A 17,497-nucleotide genomic window follows, 5' to 3' on the forward strand; every position below is an offset into this window, starting at 1 on the left:
GGGGGCCCTTGACTGTCCGGCACCACCTTAGGTGGAAATGCCGCCGCGGCAAGACCCGGTCAGCCGCGCCAGCGTGCCTCGTGCGCCTCGATCGCGGCGATGCGGCGGGCGGCGGGGGGGTGGGACAGGAACCATGCGGGGGCGCCTGCGCCACCGCTGCCGGTCAGGCGGTCCAGCTTGCGGAACAGCGATTTCTGCGGGGCGGTGCCAAGGCCCGCCTTGATCATCAGGGCGCTGGCGAAGCGGTCAGCCTCGAACTCGTCCTGGCGCGACAGGCGGGCGGCGACGGCGGTCGCGATCAGGTTGGCGATCCAGGCGCCGATGCCCGGCAGGATGCGCCCCAGCACCCCGGCCAGCGCCATGCGGATCGCGTTCTGGCCTGCGAAATCGATCATCCGGCGGCGCGAATGGCCCAGGCTGACATGGCCCAGTTCGTGCGCGATGACGCTGGCCAGTTCCTCGGGCGTGACCTCTTCGGCGTCCAGCTTGCGCAGAAAGCCGCGGGTCAGGAAGATGCGCCCGTCGGGGGCGGCAAGGCCGTTCACCGGCTCGATCTCATAGACATGGGCGCGGATCGGGGGCAGGTCCATCGCGCGGCCAAGCCGGTCCAGCATGGGCGTCAGGCGCGGATGGGTCAGGGGCGTGGCCTTCTGGTTCAGCTCCTGGCGCAGACGCCATGCGGAAAAGAACCACATCGCGACCAGGTACAGCGCCAGCAGGATGAAGGGCAGGTAACGCATCATGGCCCTTATATGGCGGCGCCGGACCGCCGATGCCAGAGCCTGCGCCCCGCCCAGATTGCCGCAGCCAGCACCGCGGCCGCCGCAAGTGCCTTGAGCGCCGCGGCCTCGTCCCCGCGAAAGCCGCGCCCGGCCAGATGCCCCGCGCCCAGATGCAGCGTGGCCCAGATCGCCTCTCCGGGGACCGAGGCGGCCATGAACCGCGCCAGCGACACCCCCGTGGCCCCGGCGACGTAATTGGTGGCCGGACCAAGCGGCGTGACCAGCCAGCGCGACAGGAACACCGCTCCCGCGCCGCGCCGGGCGATCAGCGCCTGCGCCCGCGCCAGGATCGCCCCCCGCCTGCCGCGCATCAGCCACGGCCGCATCCGGCGCGCCAGCAGGAACGCCGCCGCGTCGCCCGCGCTGGCCCCCAGCACCGCGCCTGCGCCGATCAGCCCCAGGTCCAGGTGCCCGGTCCCCGTCAGCGCCCCCGCCGCCACCAGCACCGCCGAGGTCGGCACCGGGACCATCATGCAGGACAGGAACGCCATCGCCCCCACCAGCCACGGCCCCCAGACCGGCAGCAGGGCGGCCAGATCGGCGATCATCTCAGCATCCGCATGGCGCGCGTCAGCCCGTCCAGCGTCAGGGGCAGCATCCGGTCGGGAAAGATCTGCCGCACCATGCCGATGGACTGCGTGTGGCGCCAATGCGCCTCGGGGACGGGGTTCAGCCAGGCGTGGTCGGGCCAGGCCCCGGCAAGGCGCTGCAGCCAGACCTGCCCGGCTTCGGGGTTCCAGTGTTCGTTGGCCCCGCCCGGCACCGCGATCTCGTAGGGCGACATCGACGCGTCGCCCACCACGATGCATTTGTAGTCGCGGCCATAGCGGTGCAGCACGTCCCAGGTGGGCGTCTGCGCGTCCCACCGGCGGCGGTTGTCGGTCCAGACACCTTCGTACAGGCAGTTGTGGAAATAGAAATGCTGCATGTGCTTGAATTCGGCGCGGGCAGCGCTGAACAGCTCGTCCACGACGCGGATATGGTCATCCATGCTGCCGCCCACATCCAGGAACAGCAGCACCTTGACCGCGTTGCGCCGTTCGGGCCGCGTCTGCACGTCGATATAGCCGTGATCGGCAGTGGCGCGGATCGTGCCGGGCAGGTCCAGCTCGTCCGCGGCGCCGTGGCGGGCCCATTGGCGCAACCGCTTCAGCGCGACCTTGATGTTGCGGGTGCCCAGTTCGGCGGTGTCGTCGAAGTCGCGGAACTCGCGCTTGTCCCAGACCTTGACGGCGCGGCGGTGGCGGCTGCCGTCCTGGCCGATGCGCACGCCTTCGGGGTTGTAGCCATAGGCACCGAAGGGCGAGGTGCCCGCGGTGCCGACCCACTTGTTGCCGCCCTGATGGCGCCCCTGCTGTTCGGCCAGCCGCTTGCGCAGCGTCTCCATCAGCGCCTGCAGGCTGCCCAGGCCCTGGACATGCGCCTTTTCGTCGTCCGACAGCAGCTTTTCGGCCAGCTTCTCCAGCCACCCCTCGGGCAGGGCGCGGGGGTCCAGCAGGTCGCCGACATCGACCTGCTCAAGCCCCGAGAACGTGTCCGAGAACGCGCGGTCGAAGCGGTCGATATGGCGTTCGTCCTTGACCAGCACCAGCCGGGCCAGGCCGTGGAACCCCTCGGCCGTCATGCCGTCCAGGCCGGCGCCCATGCCCTCCATCAGATCCAGCCATTCCCGCAGCGAGACGGGAACCCCGTGCCTGCGCAGATTGTCCAGAAAGGGCAGGAACATCAGCTCATCCGATGAACGATGATCGTGGCGACGACGCCGATCATGGCCAGGCCAAGCGCGAATGCCACCGCATACTGGATGCGGTCGGCGCGCGTGCCGCCCAGCTGGCCGGCGCGGCGCCAGCCCAGGATGGCACCGATGATGACGGCTGCAATGACGATCATGACGGTCCTTCCCGTGGCACCCAAGGCCCCCAGCAGATACCGCGCCCGGCCCTCGCCCGCAACCGCGACCGCTTGTCCCCGCGCGGCCGTGCCACTAGCGTCGCCACCGGGACGGAGGATCGGCATGCAGGATTTCGGGGATTACGACTATATCATCGTGGGCGCGGGCTCGGGCGGGTGCGTGCTGGCGAACCGGCTGTCGGCCGATCCCGCGAACCGGGTCCTGCTGCTGGAGGCGGGGGGGCATGACAACCGCTTCTGGGTGCATGTGCCGGTGGGCTATCTCTATGCGATGGGCAACCCGACGCTGGACTGGTGCTATCAGACAGAACCGGAACCCGGTCTGAACGGGCGGCGCCTGAACTATCCGCGCGGGCGCGTTCTGGGCGGGTGTTCGTCAATCAACGGCATGATCTACATGCGCGGGCAGGCGGCCGATTACGACCGCTGGCGGCAGATGGGCAATGCGGGCTGGTCCTGGTCCGACGTGCTGCCGCATTTCCGCGCGACGGAGCGCCATTACGAACCGGCCTGCGACATCCACGGCGATCAGGGCGAATTGCGGGTCGAACAGCAGCGGCTGCGCTGGCCGATCCTGGACGCGGTGGCCCAGGCCGCGCAGGAGCTGGGCCTGCCCGCCAACCCCGACTTCAACCGGGGCGACAACCTGGGCGTCGGCTATTTTCCGGTCACGCAGCGCAAGGGCATCCGCTGGAACGCAAGGAAGGCCTTCCTGAACCCCGCCCGCGGCCGCCCCAACCTGCGGATCGAGACGGATGCCCAGGTCCTGCGCCTGCAGATGGACGGCCGTCGCGTCACGGGCGTCCTGTTCGACCAGCACGGCCAGCGCCGGCTGGCGCGCGCGCGGGGCGAGGTGATCCTGGCCGCGGGCGCGATCAATTCGCCCGCGCTGCTGGAACTGTCGGGCATCGGACAGCCGGATCGCCTGGCGGCCCTGGGCATCGCGCCAGTCCATGCCCTGCCGGGGGTGGGCGAGAACCTGCAGGATCACCTGCAGCTGCGCACCGTGTTCCGCATCCGCGGCGCGCGGACGCTGAACGACCGGGCGCGAACGATCTGGGGCAAGGCCGGCATCGCGCTGGAATACGCGTTGCGTCGGACGGGGCCGATGGCGATGGCGCCCAGCCAGCTGGGGATATTCGCGAAATCGTCCGATGCGTTCGACACGCCCAACATCGAATATCACGTGCAGCCGTTGTCCCTGGGCAAGTTCGGCGACCCGCTGGACGATTTTTCGGGGCTGACGGTGTCGGTCTGCAATCTGCGGCCCGAAAGCACGGGGTCCGTGCACATCACCGCGCCCGATCCCCGGACGGCCCCCGCCATCGCGCCGCGCTATCTGACGACCGAGGGCGACCGACAGGTGGCCATCGACAGCCTGCGCCATGCGCGCCGCCTGATGGCGACCGCCCGCATGGCCGAATTCGCGCCCGAGGAGCACAAGCCGGGCGCGCATCTACAAAGCGACGCCGATCTGGCGCAGGCGGCGGGAGAGGTCGGCACGACCATCTTCCACCCGGTCGGCACGACGCGCATGGGGTCGGACCCGATGGCCGTGGTCGATGCGCAGCTGCGCGTGCACGGGCTGTCGGGCCTGCGCATCGCCGATGCCGGGGTGATGCCCGCGATCGTGTCGGGCAACACCCATGCACCGGTCACGATGATCGCGGACAAGGCGGCGGGGATGATCCTGGCGCGTTAGGTTAGCATTTCGCGGAACGCGTGCCAGCTGGCCTTGGGGGTCCGCACCATCGTGTCATAGTCCACATGGACCAGGCCGAAGCGCGGGCCGTATCCCCAGCCCCATTCGTAATTGTCCAGCAGCGACCAGTAGAAGAACCCGCGCACGTCCACGCCCTGATCCATCGCCGCCTTGGTCGCGCGCAGGTGATCGCCGATGAACCGGATGCGGGCCTGATCGTCGGTCGGCACCTCGGAGGCCATGCCGTTCTCGGTGACATACAGCGGCAGGTTGCCGGTGTGGTCGCGCGCCAGGCGGGTCAGGAATTCGGTCAGGCCCTCGGGGCGGATCTCCCAGTCCATCTGGGTCTTGGGCAGGGGGCCCGGCACCTCGGAGGCGTGGGGCCACAGCCCGTCGTTCCGGGTGTACAGGCGCCGGGTGTAGTAGTTGACCCCCAGCCAGTCCAGCGGCTGCGCGATCAGGTCCATGTCGTCCTGCCAGCGGTCTGGCAGATGCGGCCCGATCCCGGCCAGCGCGGCGTCCGGGTATCCCTGGCCCATCAGCGCGCGGATGAACCACTGGTTATAGATCGCGTCCTGCGTCTCTGCCGCCTGTTCCGCCTCGGCGGTGGTGTCGGCGGGGTGGCTGGTCTCGAAGTTCAGCACGATGCCCAGGTTCGTGGCGCCATCCGCCCGCAGCGCCTGCATCGCGGTGCCATGCGCCAGCAGGACGTGGTGCATGGCGCGGCTGGCGGCGCGGATGTCACGCAGGCCGGGGGCGTGGTGGCCGAGGAAATGCGACAGCCAGGCGATGCACCAAGGCTCGTTCAGGGTGGCGGCCGATGCCACGCGGTCGCCGATGCGGGCGTTGATCGTGGTGCACAGGTCCGCGAAACGCTGCGCGATGTCGCGGTTCTGCCAGCCGCCCTGCGACGACAGCGCCGCGGGCAGATCCCAGTGGTGATAGGTCAGGAAGGGCTTCAGGCCGCGTTCCAGCATGCCGTCGACCAGCTTGTCGTAGAAATCCAGACCATCGGGGTTCACCGTCACCCCGTCCGGCATCACCCGCGCCCAGGAGGTCGAAAAGCGGTAGCCGTCAAAGCCTGCGTCGCGGATCAGGTCCAGGTCCTGCGGCCACAGCCGCAGGTGATCGCAGGCGCGGCTGCCGTCGCTGTCATCCATGATGTTGCCGGGCGTGGCGGCAAAGGTGTCCCAATGCGACAGGCCCGCGCCGGCCGTGCCCTCGATCTGATAGGCCGAGGTGGCGGCGCCGAAGGTGAAACCTGCGGGAAAGTCGGTGCGGGGCGGCAGCATGGGGGATCCTCCTGATGGCGCAACCATGCTGGCATGTCCGCGCGGGGCGGGAAAGGGGTCAGGCGCCGCCGTTCACACGCGGGGCGCCATCTGCCGCCAGGCAAAGGCCAGAACGAAGACCGCGGTCAGGATCACGATGATCGTGGGGGCGGGCGCGCTGTCCAGCCAGAAGCTGGCCCAGATGCCCGCCAGCGCGCTGGCCACCGCGATGGCGGTGGCCAGCGCCATCATCACGGCCAGGCGGCGGGTCAGCAGGAAGGCGATGGCGCCGGGCGCGATCAGCAGCCCCACGGCCAGGATGATCCCCACCGCCGACAGCATCGCCACGACCGACGCCGCGATCATCGCCAGCATCCCGTAGTGCAGCCAGCCTACCTGCAGGCCCGACACCCGCGCCTGCACCGGATCGAAGGCCAGCAGCGCGAAATCCCGCCATTTGAGCAGCAGCGCCAGCGTCACCACGGCGGCGATGGGCAGGGCTTGGGCAAAATCGCCCGGCCCGATGCCGAGAATGTTGCCGAACAGGATATGGTCCAGATGCACCCCGGGCGGAAAGACCGTGAACAGGATCAGGCCGACGGCGAACATGCCTGCCATGACCACGCCAAGCGCGGTGTCGGACTTGATGCGGCTGTTGGCGTCCAGCCAGCCCGACGACAGCGTGCAGACCATGCCCGCCGCGAAGGCCCCGACCAGCAGCGGCACGCCCATCGCATAGGCCAGCACGATGCCCGGCAGGACCGCGTGGCTGATCCCGTCGCCCATCAGCGCCCAGCCCTTGAGGACCAGAAAGCAGGACAGGAGCGCGGCGGGCACCGCCACGATCACCGCGATCAGCGCAGCGTCCGCCATGACGGGAAAGGTGAAGGGCAGGATCAGCGCATTCATGGCTGCGTCCGCACGGCATCGCGGGCGCGGCGGCGCGTGGCGCGCAGCCCGTGGGTGGGGGCGAAGACGAAGGCCGCCAGGAAGATCAGCGTCTGCAGCGTCACGATGATGCCGCCCGTGGCCCCGTCCAGGAAGAAGCTGGCATAGGCGCCGATGGCCGAGGTCGTCGTGCCGATCACGACCGAGATCACGATCAGCCGCGGAAAGCGGTCGGTCAGCAGATAGGCCGTGGCCCCCGGCGTCACCACCAGGGCGATGACCAGGAAGGCGCCGACGGTCTGCATCGCCGCCACGGTCGAGGCCGCCAGCAGGGTGAAGAACAGCGCCTTCATGCGGTTCGGATGCAGGCCGATGGTGCGGGCGTGGACCTCATCGAAGAAGACCACCATCAGGTCGCGCCATTTCATCAGAAGGATCGCCAGCGAGACGGTCGAGATCAGCACCAGCTGGATCACGTCGCCCGGCGCGATGGCCAGGATGTTGCCCATGGTGATCGCCTGCAGGTCCACCGCGACCGGGTTCAGAGACACCATGAACAGCCCGATGCCGAAGAAGCCGGTGAAGATCAGGCCGATGATCGCGTCCTGTTTGAGCCCCGTGCGGGTGTTCAGGAACAGCATGGTCAGCGCCGCAAGTCCACCCGACAGGAACGCGCCAAGCGCGAAGGGCAGGCCCAGCATGTAGGCCCCCGCCACGCCCGGCACGATGGAATGGGACAGCGCGTCGCCGATCAGGCTCCACCCCTTGAGCATCAGGTAGGCCGAGAGGAACGCGCAGACGCCCCCGACCAGGGCCGAGACCCAGATCGCGGTCGCCATGTAGCCATAGGTGAAGGGCGTCAGGGCCAGGTCGATCATCGGGGGGCGCGCGCGGGGGTTTTGCGCCCCCGCACCCCCGCAGGGTATTGGCGCAAAGGAGAAATGCTCATGCGCCGCCCCCCGTCCGGTGACGGTCGTCGTAGAAGATCAGCGGGCGTTCGTCGTCGGTGAAGACGTCCACGTTGCGCGCGTCCGCGTCGGCATGCAGGTCGGTGCCGCCCAGCATGAAATGGCGCAGCGTGCCGCCAAAGGCCTGGCGCAGGTTGGCGGGGGTGAAGGTCGTCTCGGTCGGGCCGAAGGCCAGCACTGTGCCTTTGACCAGCACAACGCGGTCGCAATATTCGGGGACCGAGCCCAGGTCATGGGTCGAGACCAGCATCACCCGGCCTTCGTCGCGCATCTGGCGCAGAAGCGTGATGATCGTCTGTTCGGTCTGCACGTCGACGCCGGTGAAGGGTTCGTCCAGCAGGATTACCCGCGCCTCCTGCGCCAGCGCGCGGGCCAGGAAGACGCGCTTTTTCTGGCCGCCGGACAGTTCGCCGATCTGGCGGGTGGCGTAATCGGTCAGTCCGACGCGGGCCAGTGCGTCGGTTACCGCCTGTCGATCGGCAGGGCGGGCCCGGCGCAGGAAGCCCATATGGCCGTAGCGACCCATCATCACCACGTCGCGCACCAGCACGGGGAACGTCCAGTCGACCTCCTCCGCCTGTGGGACATAGGCGACCAGGTTGCGCGACAGGGCCTGGCGCACGGTCAGGCCCAGGATGCGCACCTGACCCGTGGCATGGGGCAGCAGGTCCATCAGCGCCTTGAACAGCGTCGATTTTCCCGCGCCGTTCACGCCGACCAGCGCGGTGACCGAGCCCTGCGGCACGGTGAAGCTGGCCTGCGCCAAGGCGCGGTGGCCGTTGCGATAGGCAACCGTCAGGTCGCCGACCTCGATGCCCAGGGGGTCGCGCTGGGTTTGAGGGTCAGCCATCGGCCAGCGCGTCCACGATGGTCTGCGACGTGACCCGCAGCAGGTCCAGATAGGTCGGCACCGGCCCGTCCGTGTCCGACAGGCTGTCCACATAGAGGACGCCGCCATAGTCCGCCCCGGTTTCCGCTGCGATGCTGCGCGCCGGACGGTCCGAGATAGTGCTTTCCGAGAAGATCACCGGCGCGCCGGTGTCACGCATGGCGTCGATCAGGGCACGGACCTGCTGGGGCGTGCCCTGGCCTTCGGCGTTGATGGGCCAGAGATACATCTCGGTCAGGCCGAAATCGCGGGCCAGATAGCTAAAGGCGCCTTCGGAGGTGACCAGATAGCGACGATCCTGGGGCAGGGCGCGGGCGGCGTCGCGCAGCGGGCCCACGACATCGGCGATCTGCTGCTTGTAGTCGTCCGCATTCGCGGCGTAGGCGGCGGCATTGTCGGGGTCGGCCTGGGCCATCGCGGCGGCGATGTTGTCGACATAGATCCGCGCCGAATCCAGCGCCATCCACGCATGGGGGTTCGGCTTGCCTTCGTAATCGCCGCTGCGGATCGGCAGGGGGTCGATGCCCTGCGTCACCGTGACGATGGGCACGTCGCCCGCACGGTCCAGGTATTGCTGCGCCCATCCGTCCAGATTCAGCCCGTTGACCAGCACCAGGTCCGCATCGGCGATGCCGATGATGTCGCGCGGGCTGGGTTGATAGTCGTGGATCTCCGCCCCCGGCGGGGTGATCGAACGGACCTCGGCCAGGTGGCCGCCCACGTTGCGGGCCATGTCGGCGATGATGGTGAAGCTGGTGGCGACCTGCAGCTGGTCGGCGGTCGCATGGGTCGGGATCAGGAACAGGAACGGCGTCAGGAATCGATACATCGCATCCTCCAATGCCCCCGTTATCTGCGAACGGTTCGCAACTGTCAACAGTTGAGAACCAGTTGCAACTGGACAGCGCCTGCGGCAGAATGCGCGCATGACCAGACGGCGTGCGGACAGGTTGGAGCAGGCGTTGCGGGATGCGGGGGTCCGCGTCACGCGCCAGCGCGCGGCGCTGCTGCAGGTGATCGCCGCGGCCGAGGACCACCCCGACGCGGCCGAGCTGCATGCCCGCGCGGTCACCGCCGGGGCGGGGGTGTCGCTGGCCACGGTCTATCGCACGCTGACGACGCTGCAGGCGCAGGGCGTGATCGAGAAGCTGGAATTCCAGGGAGAGCCCGCCCGCTGGGAGGCCGCCGACCAGCGCCACCACGACCACATGATCGACGTGGACAGCGGCGAGGTCATGGAGTTCACCAACGAACGGATCGAGCGCCTTCAGGCCGAGATCGCCGCCGAGATGGGATATGACATCGTCCATCACCGGCTGGAGCTGTATGTGCGGCGGCGCTGATGCAGGTGTTCGACAAGATCATCAGCGATCGGGGGTCGCGCTATGCGGTGTCGGGCGGGCATGCCGCAGACCGGGCGGCGGTGGCCGCGATGCTGGCCGAGCTGACGCGGGTCAAGCGGTTCCAAAAGGCCACCCATCACAGCTGGGCCGCCATCCTAAGCGGAGAGGGCGTCAAGGACGACGATGGGGAGAGCGGCGCGGGGCAGCTGATCCTGCAGATGCTGGAACGCGCCGGCCTGCAGGATCATGTGGTCATCGTCACGCGCTGGTACGGCGGCAAGCATCTGGGCGGGGACCGGTTCCGGCATGTCGCCGATGCGGTGCGCCATTACCTGCGCGAGACGGGGGCGGGCTGACCCGGCGACGGGTCACCCCCTCGGTCAGGGCCGGAACATCACCTTGCCGGTGCGGCCCGGCGTCAGGGCGGCGGTGACGGCCTGGGTCGGTTCGTCCAGTCCGAAGGTGCCGCCCGCGGTCAGGTCCAGCTTGCCGTCCATGACCAGCCCGATCAGTTCGCCGAACATGCGCTGGCGATCCTCTGCCGGGGTGGCGGGCATCACCTTGGCACCCCAGAAGCCCTTGACGGACAGGTGCTTGAAGATGATCGGCCCAGCAGGCAGCTGCAGGTCCTCTCCGGTGGTCGAACCGAAGGTGACCAGCAGCCCCTCGGTGCCCAGCAGGTCGACCAGACCGGCCGCGACCGCGCCGCCCACGGAATCGACCGCCGCGCGGGCGCCGTCCTTGCCGATGATCGCGCGGGCCTTGGCCACCCAGTCCGGGTCGCTGGTCGAGATGACGTCGGTCATGCCCATCGCGGTCAGTTCCTCGACCGCTTCGGGGCGGCGGACCAGGTTCAGCAGGCGCACGCCGCGCGACTGCGCCAACACGGCCATGATCTTGCCCACCGCGCCGTTGGCGGCGGTCTGGATCACCCAGTCACCGCGCGATACGTGCAGGAATTCCAGCAGCGTGATGGCGCTGAAGGGCATGGCAATCAGCTGGGCCGCGGCCGCGTCTGGCATCTCGTCGGGGACGGGGATGGCGCCGGCGGCCTGGGCCACGGCGTATTCGGCCCAGGACCCCTTGAGGCCCGCGACGGCGACGCGGCGGCCCTTCAGGGCGGGGTCGACGCCGGGGCCGGTCTCCTCGACGATGCCCACGGCCTCGCTGCCGGCGGTGGCGGGCAGGTCGGGACGCACGCCGTAATTGCCGCGGATGGTCCACAGGTCGTGATTGTGGATGGGCGACAGAAGCACGCGGACCAGCAGCTCGCCGTCCTGCGGGGCGGGACGGTCGGTGTCGGTCGACTGCAGCACGTCGGCGGGTTCGCCGAAGCGGTCATGGGTGACGCTGCGCATAAGATATCCTTTCGGTCCTGTTCGTTGCAGTTGACCTAGGCATTGCCCCCCGCCGTTGCCAGTGCCGGCGCGCGGGCGGCGACAGGATGACTCTGCGTCAAGCGGCCCGTTCGGCGGGAACCTCGCGGGCCAGCGCCCGCGCCTCGGCCCGGTCCAGGGTGGCCAGGATCTGGTCGATCGTGGCCCCCCGCGCCCGCTGTCGCTGCCAGATGCGCAGGCAGGATGCGGGCGACCAAGGGAGGGCGGCGCGGCTCAGCCAGGCGCGCAGCGGCGCAGGCAGCGCGTCGAAGGCCGCCATGGGGTCGCACGTGCGCCGCCGCTGGCGCTGCGCGGTCCGGCCCAGATTGGCACAGCGGCGCATCAGCACGATGCGGCCTCCTCCACCGGATCGACCACGACCAGCAGCCGCGTCTGGCCGGGGATGGCGGGCGGCGACCGGTGCAGGATGCCCGTCGGCTGGGCCCCCCAGCTGCGGCCGCGGAACAGGGCGGCGGTGCCCGTGGGCATCTGCTGGATGCGGTCGACCTGGGCCGGACCACTGACGGGACCGAACTGCGTGCCCGCTCCGCGCAGGGTGCAAAGCAGCCGTGCGCGCACTGCATCCAGATGCCATTTCGGACAGGACTGGCCATCCGTGACCTCGACCCGCAGGGTGACCATTAACGCGCCCAGGGAAAGCGCCGCGTGCTGCGCCAGCTCGGCGATCTTGTCGATCAGCGCCGTGCGGTGATCGCAATCCGCCAGCGCGGCCGCGTCGCAGGCATGGCGCAGGGCCGTCGCGGCGTCCTGCGGTCGCAGGGTCTGGCGCAGACGCGGCAACCGGTCCGGCGGCAACGCATCCAGCCAGGCCTGCCATGCAGGATCGGTGGTCCGCTGCCACATCGCGACCGCGACGCCGGGCAGCGCGATCGTCCCCAGCACGCGCGGATCGTGGCCGCTGTTCATCGCCGTCGCGGGGGCGGGGGTCGGGCGCAGGGCGACGCGCTGGTTCATGCCGCGACCTCCGTCGCGCGGCGCCAGGCGGGGAAGGGGTCGGGCAGGGCGGTCCAGCCGGCCGGGTTGTCGCCCCATTCCTCGCCCAGAAGGCAGGCGTCCAGGCGGGCGCGGATGCGATCCTCGTCCATGCCGGTGCCGATGAAGACCAGCTCCTGCCGCCGGTCGCCGAAGGGGTCGGACCAATGCGCGTCCAGATAGGCGCGCCCCTCGGGGTGGGTCGGCCAGCGGTCGCGCGGGACCGAGGCCCACCACTGCCCCAGGGGCCGGACCGAGGACAGCGCCCCCGCCAGCGAGAACTCGGCCACCCAGTCGGGCCGCGTGGCGACCCAGAAATGCCCCTTGGCGCGGATCACGCCGGGCAGGGGGCCGTTCAGCAGCTCGTGGATCTTGCGCGGCTCGAACTGCTGGCGGGCGCGATAGACGAAGCTGGCGACGCCGTATTCCTCGGTCTCGGGGGTGTGGTCGGCATGGCCGTACAGCTCCTTGGCCCACATCGGATGGGTATGGGCGCGGTCGAAATCAAACAGGCCGGTGTTCAGGATGTCGCGGGGCGCGACGCGGCTGTGATCCGTCTCGATGATGCGCGCGTCGGCGTTCAGCGCGCGGATGATCTTGCGCGCGGCGTCCACGCGGGCGGGTCCGGCATCGCTGCATTTGTTCAGTACGATCACGTCGGCGAATTCCATCTGGTCGGTCAGCAGATCGACCAGCGTGCGCGCATCGGCGTCGCCCATTACCTCTCCGCGGTCGGACAGGAAATCGTGGCTGGAGAAGTCGGCCGTCAGGTTCACCGCATCGACCACCGTCACCATCGTGTCCAGCCGCGCCACGTCGGACAGGCTGGCGCCGCTGTCATCCGCGAACTCGAAGGTGGTGGCGACGGGCAGCGGCTCGCTGATCCCGGTCGATTCGATCAGCAGATAGTCGAACCGCCCCGCCTGGGCCAGACGGCGCACCTCCAGCAGCAGGTCCTCGCGCAGGGTGGAGCAGATGCAGCCGTTCGACATCTGCGACATGCCGCCCTCGGCGCGGACCAGGTCGGCGTCGATGTTCACCTCGGACATGTCGTTGACGATGACGGCGACGCGCAGCCCGTCGCGATTGTTCAGGACGGCGTTCAGCAGAGTCGTCTTGCCGGCGCCCAGAAAGCCGGACAGGACGGTGACGGGCAGGCGGGGATCGTGGGTCATGGCAGGTCCTCGGTGCTGTGGCTGGTCAGGTTAGCTATAGTATAACATTACTGATGACAATCCTGCAGCCTGCCTTGCCCGCCCCATTGACGACCCGCCCCCGATGGGCCATGCCGCGCGGATGCTGCACATCGATGACATCTCCTATTCCATCCAGGGCCGCCCGCTGTTCGCCGGCGCCTCGGCATCCGTGCCCGAAGGGCACAAGGTCGGCCTTGTGGGTCCGAACGGCGCGGGCAAGACGACGCTGTTCAAGCTGATCCGCGGCGAACTGGGCCTGGACGGCGGCACCATCAGCCTGCCGACGCGCGCCCGCATCGGCGGCGTGGCCCAGGAATCGGCCGCGACCGCGCTGTCCGTGCTGGAGACCGTTCTGGAGGCAGACCAGGAACGCACCGCCCTGATGGCGGAATCGCTGACCGCGACGGACGCGCATCGCATCGCGGACATCCAGACCCGCCTGACCGACATCGACGCCTGGTCGGCCGAGGCCCGCGCCGCGACGATCCTGGACGGGCTGGGCTTCGACACCACAGACCAGCAGCGCCCGACCAGCGATTTCAGCGGCGGCTGGCGGATGCGCGTGGCGCTGGCGGGGGTGCTGTTCGCGCAGCCCGACCTGCTGCTTCTGGACGAACCGACCAACTATCTGGACCTGGAAGGCGCGCTGTGGCTGGAGACCTATCTGGCCCGCTATCCGCACACGGTCATCATCATCAGCCACGACCGCGGGCTGTTGAACCGCGCCGTGGGCCATATCCTGCATGTCGAGGACAAGAAGCTGACGCTGTATACCGGCGGCTATGACAGCTTCACCCGCATCCGCGCCGAAAAGCGCGCCCTGCAGGCCGCCGAGGCCAAGAAGCAGTCAGAGCGCCGCGCGCATCTGCAAAGCTTCGTCGACCGCTTTGGTGCCAAGGCCAGCAAGGCCCGCCAGGCCCAGGCCCGCGTCAAGGCGCTGGCCAAGATGGAGCCGATCACCGCGCCAGAAGAGGCCAAGTTCTTCCGCTTCAGCTTTCCTCAGCCCGAGGAGCTGTCGCCCCCCATCGTCGCGATGGAAGGGGTCAATGTCGGCTATGGCGACCGCACCGTGCTGTCGCGCCTGGGGCTGCGCATCGATCAGGACGACCGCATCGCGCTGCTGGGCCGCAACGGTCAGGGCAAGTCGACCCTGTCCAAGCTGCTGGCCGGGCGCCTGACGCCGATGGCCGGCAAGGTGGTGCAGTCGAACAAGCTGCGCGTCGGCTATTTCGCCCAGCACCAGGTCGACGAGCTGTCGCTGGACGACACGCCGCTGGACCACATCCGCGCCGTGCGCCCGAACGAGGCGCAGGCGCGCCAGCGCGCCCGCCTTGCCGGTTTCGGCCTGATGGAGGCGCAGGTCGAGACAAAGGTCCGCGCCCTGTCCGGCGGCCAGAAGGCGCGCCTGTCGCTGCTGCTGGCCACGATCGACGCACCGCATCTGCTGATCCTGGACGAACCGACCAACCACCTGGACATCGAAAGCCGCGAGGCCCTGTCCGAGGCGCTGAACGATTACACCGGCGCGGTCGTGCTGGTCAGCCACGACATGCACCTGCTGGGACTGGTCGCGGACCGGCTGTGGCTGGTCAAGGACGGCGCCGTCGCCCCCTACGAGGGCGATCTGGATGATTACCGCAAGTTCCTGCTGTCGGGCGACGCGCCCGCCGAGAAGTCCGGCGAGAAGACCCCCGAGGCGCCAAAGCCCGCCGCCCCGAAAAAGCCGAACCGCGATGCGGTGCTGGCCCTGCGGTCGGACGTGCGCAAGTCCGAGGAGCGGGTCCAGAAGCTGACCGAGATGATGGGCAAGCTGGACGTCAAGCTGGCTGATCCGGGCCTCTATAACGATCCCTACGAGGCCGAGAAATGGGGCAAGAAGCGGGCCGAGGCTGTGCGCGCCCTGGCCTTTGCCGAGGAGCTGTGGATGGCCGCGCTGGAAAAGCTGGACGCGGCCGAAAAGGGCTGACGGCGGGGTGATCATCGCGCTGTTGCGAAAATGCGGCGCATGGCCCAGGATGAGACGCGGACAGGTTGTGCGTTGCGGGGCACGGCCATAGATACCCGGAAAGCCCTTTTTGCGCGGAATCGCCCCCATGAAATATGCCTTGGCCCTTGCCGTCCTGTTCGCCGTTCCCGCCCATGCGCAGGATTTCGGGGCAACCGGGGGGCGCACGTTCTCGGTCGATCTGGGCGTCGGTGCGGCCCTGCGCCCGGCCTATCCCGGTGCCGAGGATGCCGAGGTCGCGCCGTGGATCATCTGGCGCGACGCGGGCTTCGGTCCGGTCGGCACGGCCCCTGCGCAGGGATTCTCGATCGCGCCGTCCTTTGGCACCGTGGGCAAGCGTGAAAGCAGCGACGACGCGGCCCTGACGGGGCTGGACGACATCGACCGCGCCTATGAGCTGGGCCTGCGGGTCAGCTATGGCGCGGGACCGGTGACGGCCTATGGCAGCGTGCGCCGCGGGTTCGAGGGCCATGAGGGCATCACCGGAGAGGTCGGCGCAAAGTACCGCACCGAGCTGAGCGACCGTGTGACCCTGTGGTCCGGGGCCGAGGTCGTCTATGGCAATGACGATTTCAACAACACCTATTTCGGCGTGACGCCCGCCGAAAGCGTGACCAGCGGCCTGCCCGCCAGCGCCCCCGGCGGCGGTCTGAACGAGGCCGCGATCACCTTCGAGGCGCGCTATGCCATCAACGACACCACCGCCGTCCTGGGCGAGGTGCGTTACGGCAAGCTGATCGGCGACGCCGGCGATTCGCCGGTCGTCCAGGAAGAATACCAGCCCTCGCTGCGCCTTGGCGTGACGCGTCGGTTCTCCTTCGGCTTCTGATCGCCGCAGGGTCAGGGGATCGGGGTCGCGTGTGGCGCGGCCCCTTTTTCTTGGCCAAATGTTTTAAGCCTGAAATAATTTCTTGACAGGTCGCGCTCGCCTGTTGCGTTCTGGTGCCAAGGCATCCGAACCGGGCCGCGACCAACGCGGTCCCCGCCAACAGGGAAAGACCGCACCATGACCCAGACCCGTTCGCTGATCGCGGCGCTTGCCGCAACGACCGCCCTGGCCGCCCCGGCCCTGGCGCAGGACGACACGCTGACCGTGGGCGTGCTCCTGACGCTCTCCGGCCCCGGCGCCGTGCTGGGAGAGATGGCGCGCGACGGCTTCCTGCTGGCCGCCGAGGAGATCGGCGATCTGGGCGGCATCCCCACCGAGATCATCGTGGTCGATGACGAACAAAAACCCGACGTCGCAGCCAACAAGGCCCGCGAACTGGTCGAGCGGAACGGCGCGGACATCGTGGTCGGGCCGATCTTCTCGAACGTCGCGGGCGCCATCGTGCAGCCGGTGACGCAGGGCGGCGGCATCCTGATCAGCCCGAATGCCGGCCCGTCGAACCTGGCCGGGGCGGAATGCAACAAGGCCTTCTTCGCGACCTCGTACCAGAACGACCAGATGCACGAGGTGATGGGCGCCCATGCGCAGGCGCAGGGATTCCAGAACGTCTTCCTGCTGGCCCCGAACTATCAGGCCGGGCAGGACGCGCTGGCGGGCTTCAAGAAAAGCTATACCGGCGGCGTCGCGGGCGAAATCTTCACCCAGATGGGTCAGCTGGACTATTCTGCCGAACTGGCCCAGATCGCCGCGATGCAGCCCGATGCGGTCTTCGCCTTCATGCCCGGCGGCATGGGCGTGAACCTGGTGCGCCAGTATCGCCAGGCCGGGCTGGAGGGCATCCCCTTCCTGTCGGCCTTCACCGTGGACGAGGCGACGCTTCCCGCGCAGGCCGAGGCGGCCCTGGGCTTCTTTGCCGGGTCGAACTGGGCGCCCGATCTGGACACGCCGGAAAACGCCGCCTTCGTCGCGGCCTATGAGGCGAAATACGGCCATGTGCCGGGCGTCTATGCCATGCAGGGCTATGACGCGGCGCGCCTGATCGACGGCGCGCTGCGCGAGGCGGGCGGCACCGACCGCGACGCGCTGATCGCGGCGCTGGAGGGGGCGCCCTTCACCTCGGTCCGCGGCGATTTCAGCTTTGGTCCCAACCACTTCCCGATCCAGGATTTCTACCTGACCACGGTCGTGCAGCGCGAGGACGGCAAGTTCGCCACCTCGGTCGTCGAGAAGATCTTCGACGACTATCAGGACAATTATGCCGTCAACTGCCAGATGAACTGAGCC

19 protein-coding genes are annotated in these 17,497 nt (G+C 69.0%); 6 read left to right on the forward strand and 13 right to left on the reverse strand.

From position 1 onward, the window contains the following. Window positions 1–59 precede the first annotated feature (59 nt). From TW83_RS04160 to TW83_RS21785, 4 genes are read right to left on the reverse strand one after another with little or no spacing between them, the layout of a single operon-like run. Window positions 60–743, reverse strand: coding sequence for a M48 family metallopeptidase (locus tag TW83_RS04160; protein WP_045981511.1), 684 nt, complete (start codon window positions 741–743; stop codon window positions 60–62). A 5-nt stretch (window positions 744–748) separates the two neighbouring features. Then, window positions 749–1,330: a VTT domain-containing protein gene (locus tag TW83_RS04165; protein ID WP_045981512.1), complete on the reverse strand. Its 582-nt coding sequence runs from the start codon at window positions 1,328–1,330 to the stop codon at window positions 749–751. After that, window positions 1,327–2,508, reverse strand: coding sequence for a VWA domain-containing protein (locus TW83_RS04170; RefSeq protein WP_045981513.1), 1,182 nt, complete (start codon window positions 2,506–2,508; stop codon window positions 1,327–1,329). Before TW83_RS04170 ends, TW83_RS04165 begins: the two co-directional genes overlap by 4 nt. Further along, a complete protein-coding gene (locus TW83_RS21785) occupies window positions 2,508–2,672 on the reverse strand; it encodes a hypothetical protein (RefSeq protein ID WP_164871398.1) in 165 nt (54 codons plus the stop codon). Before TW83_RS21785 ends, TW83_RS04170 begins: the two co-directional genes overlap by 1 nt. Window positions 2,673–2,796: 124 nt before the next feature. Here TW83_RS21785 and TW83_RS04175 point away from each other — a divergent pair, with 124 nt between their 5' ends. Then, the gene (locus TW83_RS04175; protein ID WP_045981514.1) at window positions 2,797–4,395 is read left to right on the forward strand and encodes a GMC family oxidoreductase N-terminal domain-containing protein; all 1,599 of its coding nucleotides are present in this window, start codon (window positions 2,797–2,799) and stop codon (window positions 4,393–4,395) included. On the opposite strand, the gene TW83_RS04180 is transcribed toward TW83_RS04175, so the two are convergent. From TW83_RS04180 to TW83_RS04200, 5 genes are all read right to left on the reverse strand, one after another. Then, entirely contained in the window at window positions 4,392–5,687 is a 1,296-nt protein-coding gene (locus tag TW83_RS04180) for a GH1 family beta-glucosidase (protein ID WP_045981515.1), read from the reverse strand. The two genes, TW83_RS04175 and TW83_RS04180, sit on opposite strands and share 4 nt — an antisense overlap. A 72-nt stretch (window positions 5,688–5,759) precedes the next feature. Continuing rightward, a complete protein-coding gene (locus TW83_RS04185) occupies window positions 5,760–6,575 on the reverse strand; it encodes a metal ABC transporter permease (RefSeq protein ID WP_045981516.1) in 816 nt (271 codons plus the stop codon). Next, the gene (locus TW83_RS04190) at window positions 6,572–7,432 is read right to left on the reverse strand and encodes a metal ABC transporter permease (RefSeq protein ID WP_045981517.1); all 861 of its coding nucleotides are present in this window, start codon (window positions 7,430–7,432) and stop codon (window positions 6,572–6,574) included. Before TW83_RS04190 ends, TW83_RS04185 begins: the two co-directional genes overlap by 4 nt. Window positions 7,433–7,499: 67 nt before the next feature. Then, complete coding sequence (locus TW83_RS04195) at window positions 7,500–8,372, reverse strand: manganese/iron ABC transporter ATP-binding protein (protein ID WP_045981518.1); 873 nt, start codon at window positions 8,370–8,372, stop codon at window positions 7,500–7,502. Next, entirely contained in the window at window positions 8,365–9,240 is an 876-nt protein-coding gene (locus tag TW83_RS04200) for a zinc ABC transporter substrate-binding protein (protein WP_045981519.1), read from the reverse strand. Before TW83_RS04200 ends, TW83_RS04195 begins: the two co-directional genes overlap by 8 nt. A 97-nt stretch (window positions 9,241–9,337) precedes the next feature. On the opposite strand from TW83_RS04200, the gene TW83_RS04205 reads away from it, so the two are divergent. Beyond that, the gene (locus TW83_RS04205; RefSeq protein ID WP_045981520.1) at window positions 9,338–9,754 is read left to right on the forward strand and encodes a Fur family transcriptional regulator; all 417 of its coding nucleotides are present in this window, start codon (window positions 9,338–9,340) and stop codon (window positions 9,752–9,754) included. Next, window positions 9,754–10,110 carry a YigZ family protein gene (locus TW83_RS04210; protein ID WP_045981521.1) on the forward strand — a complete coding sequence of 119 codons (357 nt, stop codon included), beginning with the start codon at window positions 9,754–9,756 and terminating at the stop codon, window positions 10,108–10,110. Before TW83_RS04205 ends, TW83_RS04210 begins: the two co-directional genes overlap by 1 nt. A 24-nt stretch (window positions 10,111–10,134) precedes the next feature. Here TW83_RS04210 and TW83_RS04215 read toward each other — a convergent pair whose 3' ends face one another. The 4 genes from TW83_RS04215 to TW83_RS04230 form a co-directional block, all read right to left on the reverse strand. After that, window positions 10,135–11,112 carry a zinc-binding dehydrogenase gene (locus tag TW83_RS04215; RefSeq protein ID WP_045981522.1) on the reverse strand — a complete coding sequence of 326 codons (978 nt, stop codon included), beginning with the start codon at window positions 11,110–11,112 and terminating at the stop codon, window positions 10,135–10,137. 97 nt (window positions 11,113–11,209) lie between these two features. Further along, window positions 11,210–11,473 carry a DUF6525 family protein gene (locus tag TW83_RS04220; protein WP_045981546.1) on the reverse strand — a complete coding sequence of 88 codons (264 nt, stop codon included), beginning with the start codon at window positions 11,471–11,473 and terminating at the stop codon, window positions 11,210–11,212. Then, on the reverse strand, window positions 11,473–12,105 hold the full coding sequence (locus TW83_RS04225) for a DUF1826 domain-containing protein (RefSeq protein ID WP_052714616.1): 633 nt from the start codon (window positions 12,103–12,105) through the stop codon (window positions 11,473–11,475). The genes TW83_RS04220 and TW83_RS04225 overlap by 1 nt, the downstream gene beginning before the upstream one ends. After that, complete coding sequence (locus TW83_RS04230) at window positions 12,102–13,298, reverse strand: GTP-binding protein (RefSeq protein WP_045981523.1); 1,197 nt, start codon at window positions 13,296–13,298, stop codon at window positions 12,102–12,104. Before TW83_RS04230 ends, TW83_RS04225 begins: the two co-directional genes overlap by 4 nt. A gap of 121 nt (window positions 13,299–13,419) precedes the next feature. On the opposite strand from TW83_RS04230, the gene TW83_RS04235 reads away from it, so the two are divergent. From TW83_RS04235 to TW83_RS04245, 3 genes are all read left to right on the forward strand, one after another. After that, on the forward strand, window positions 13,420–15,285 hold the full coding sequence (locus TW83_RS04235; RefSeq protein WP_045981548.1) for an ABC-F family ATP-binding cassette domain-containing protein: 1,866 nt from the start codon (window positions 13,420–13,422) through the stop codon (window positions 15,283–15,285). 127 nt (window positions 15,286–15,412) lie between these two features. After that, window positions 15,413–16,153, forward strand: coding sequence for a MipA/OmpV family protein (locus TW83_RS04240; RefSeq protein WP_045981524.1), 741 nt, complete (start codon window positions 15,413–15,415; stop codon window positions 16,151–16,153). Between the two features lie 177 nt (window positions 16,154–16,330). After that, a complete protein-coding gene (locus TW83_RS04245) occupies window positions 16,331–17,494 on the forward strand; it encodes an ABC transporter substrate-binding protein (RefSeq protein ID WP_045981525.1) in 1,164 nt (387 codons plus the stop codon). Window positions 17,495–17,497: the final 3 nt, after the last annotated feature.

Origin of the sequence: Paracoccus sp. S4493, assembly GCF_000967735.1 — a bacterium.
Taxonomy (GTDB): Bacteria; Pseudomonadota; Alphaproteobacteria; order Rhodobacterales; family Rhodobacteraceae; genus Paracoccus; species Paracoccus marcusii.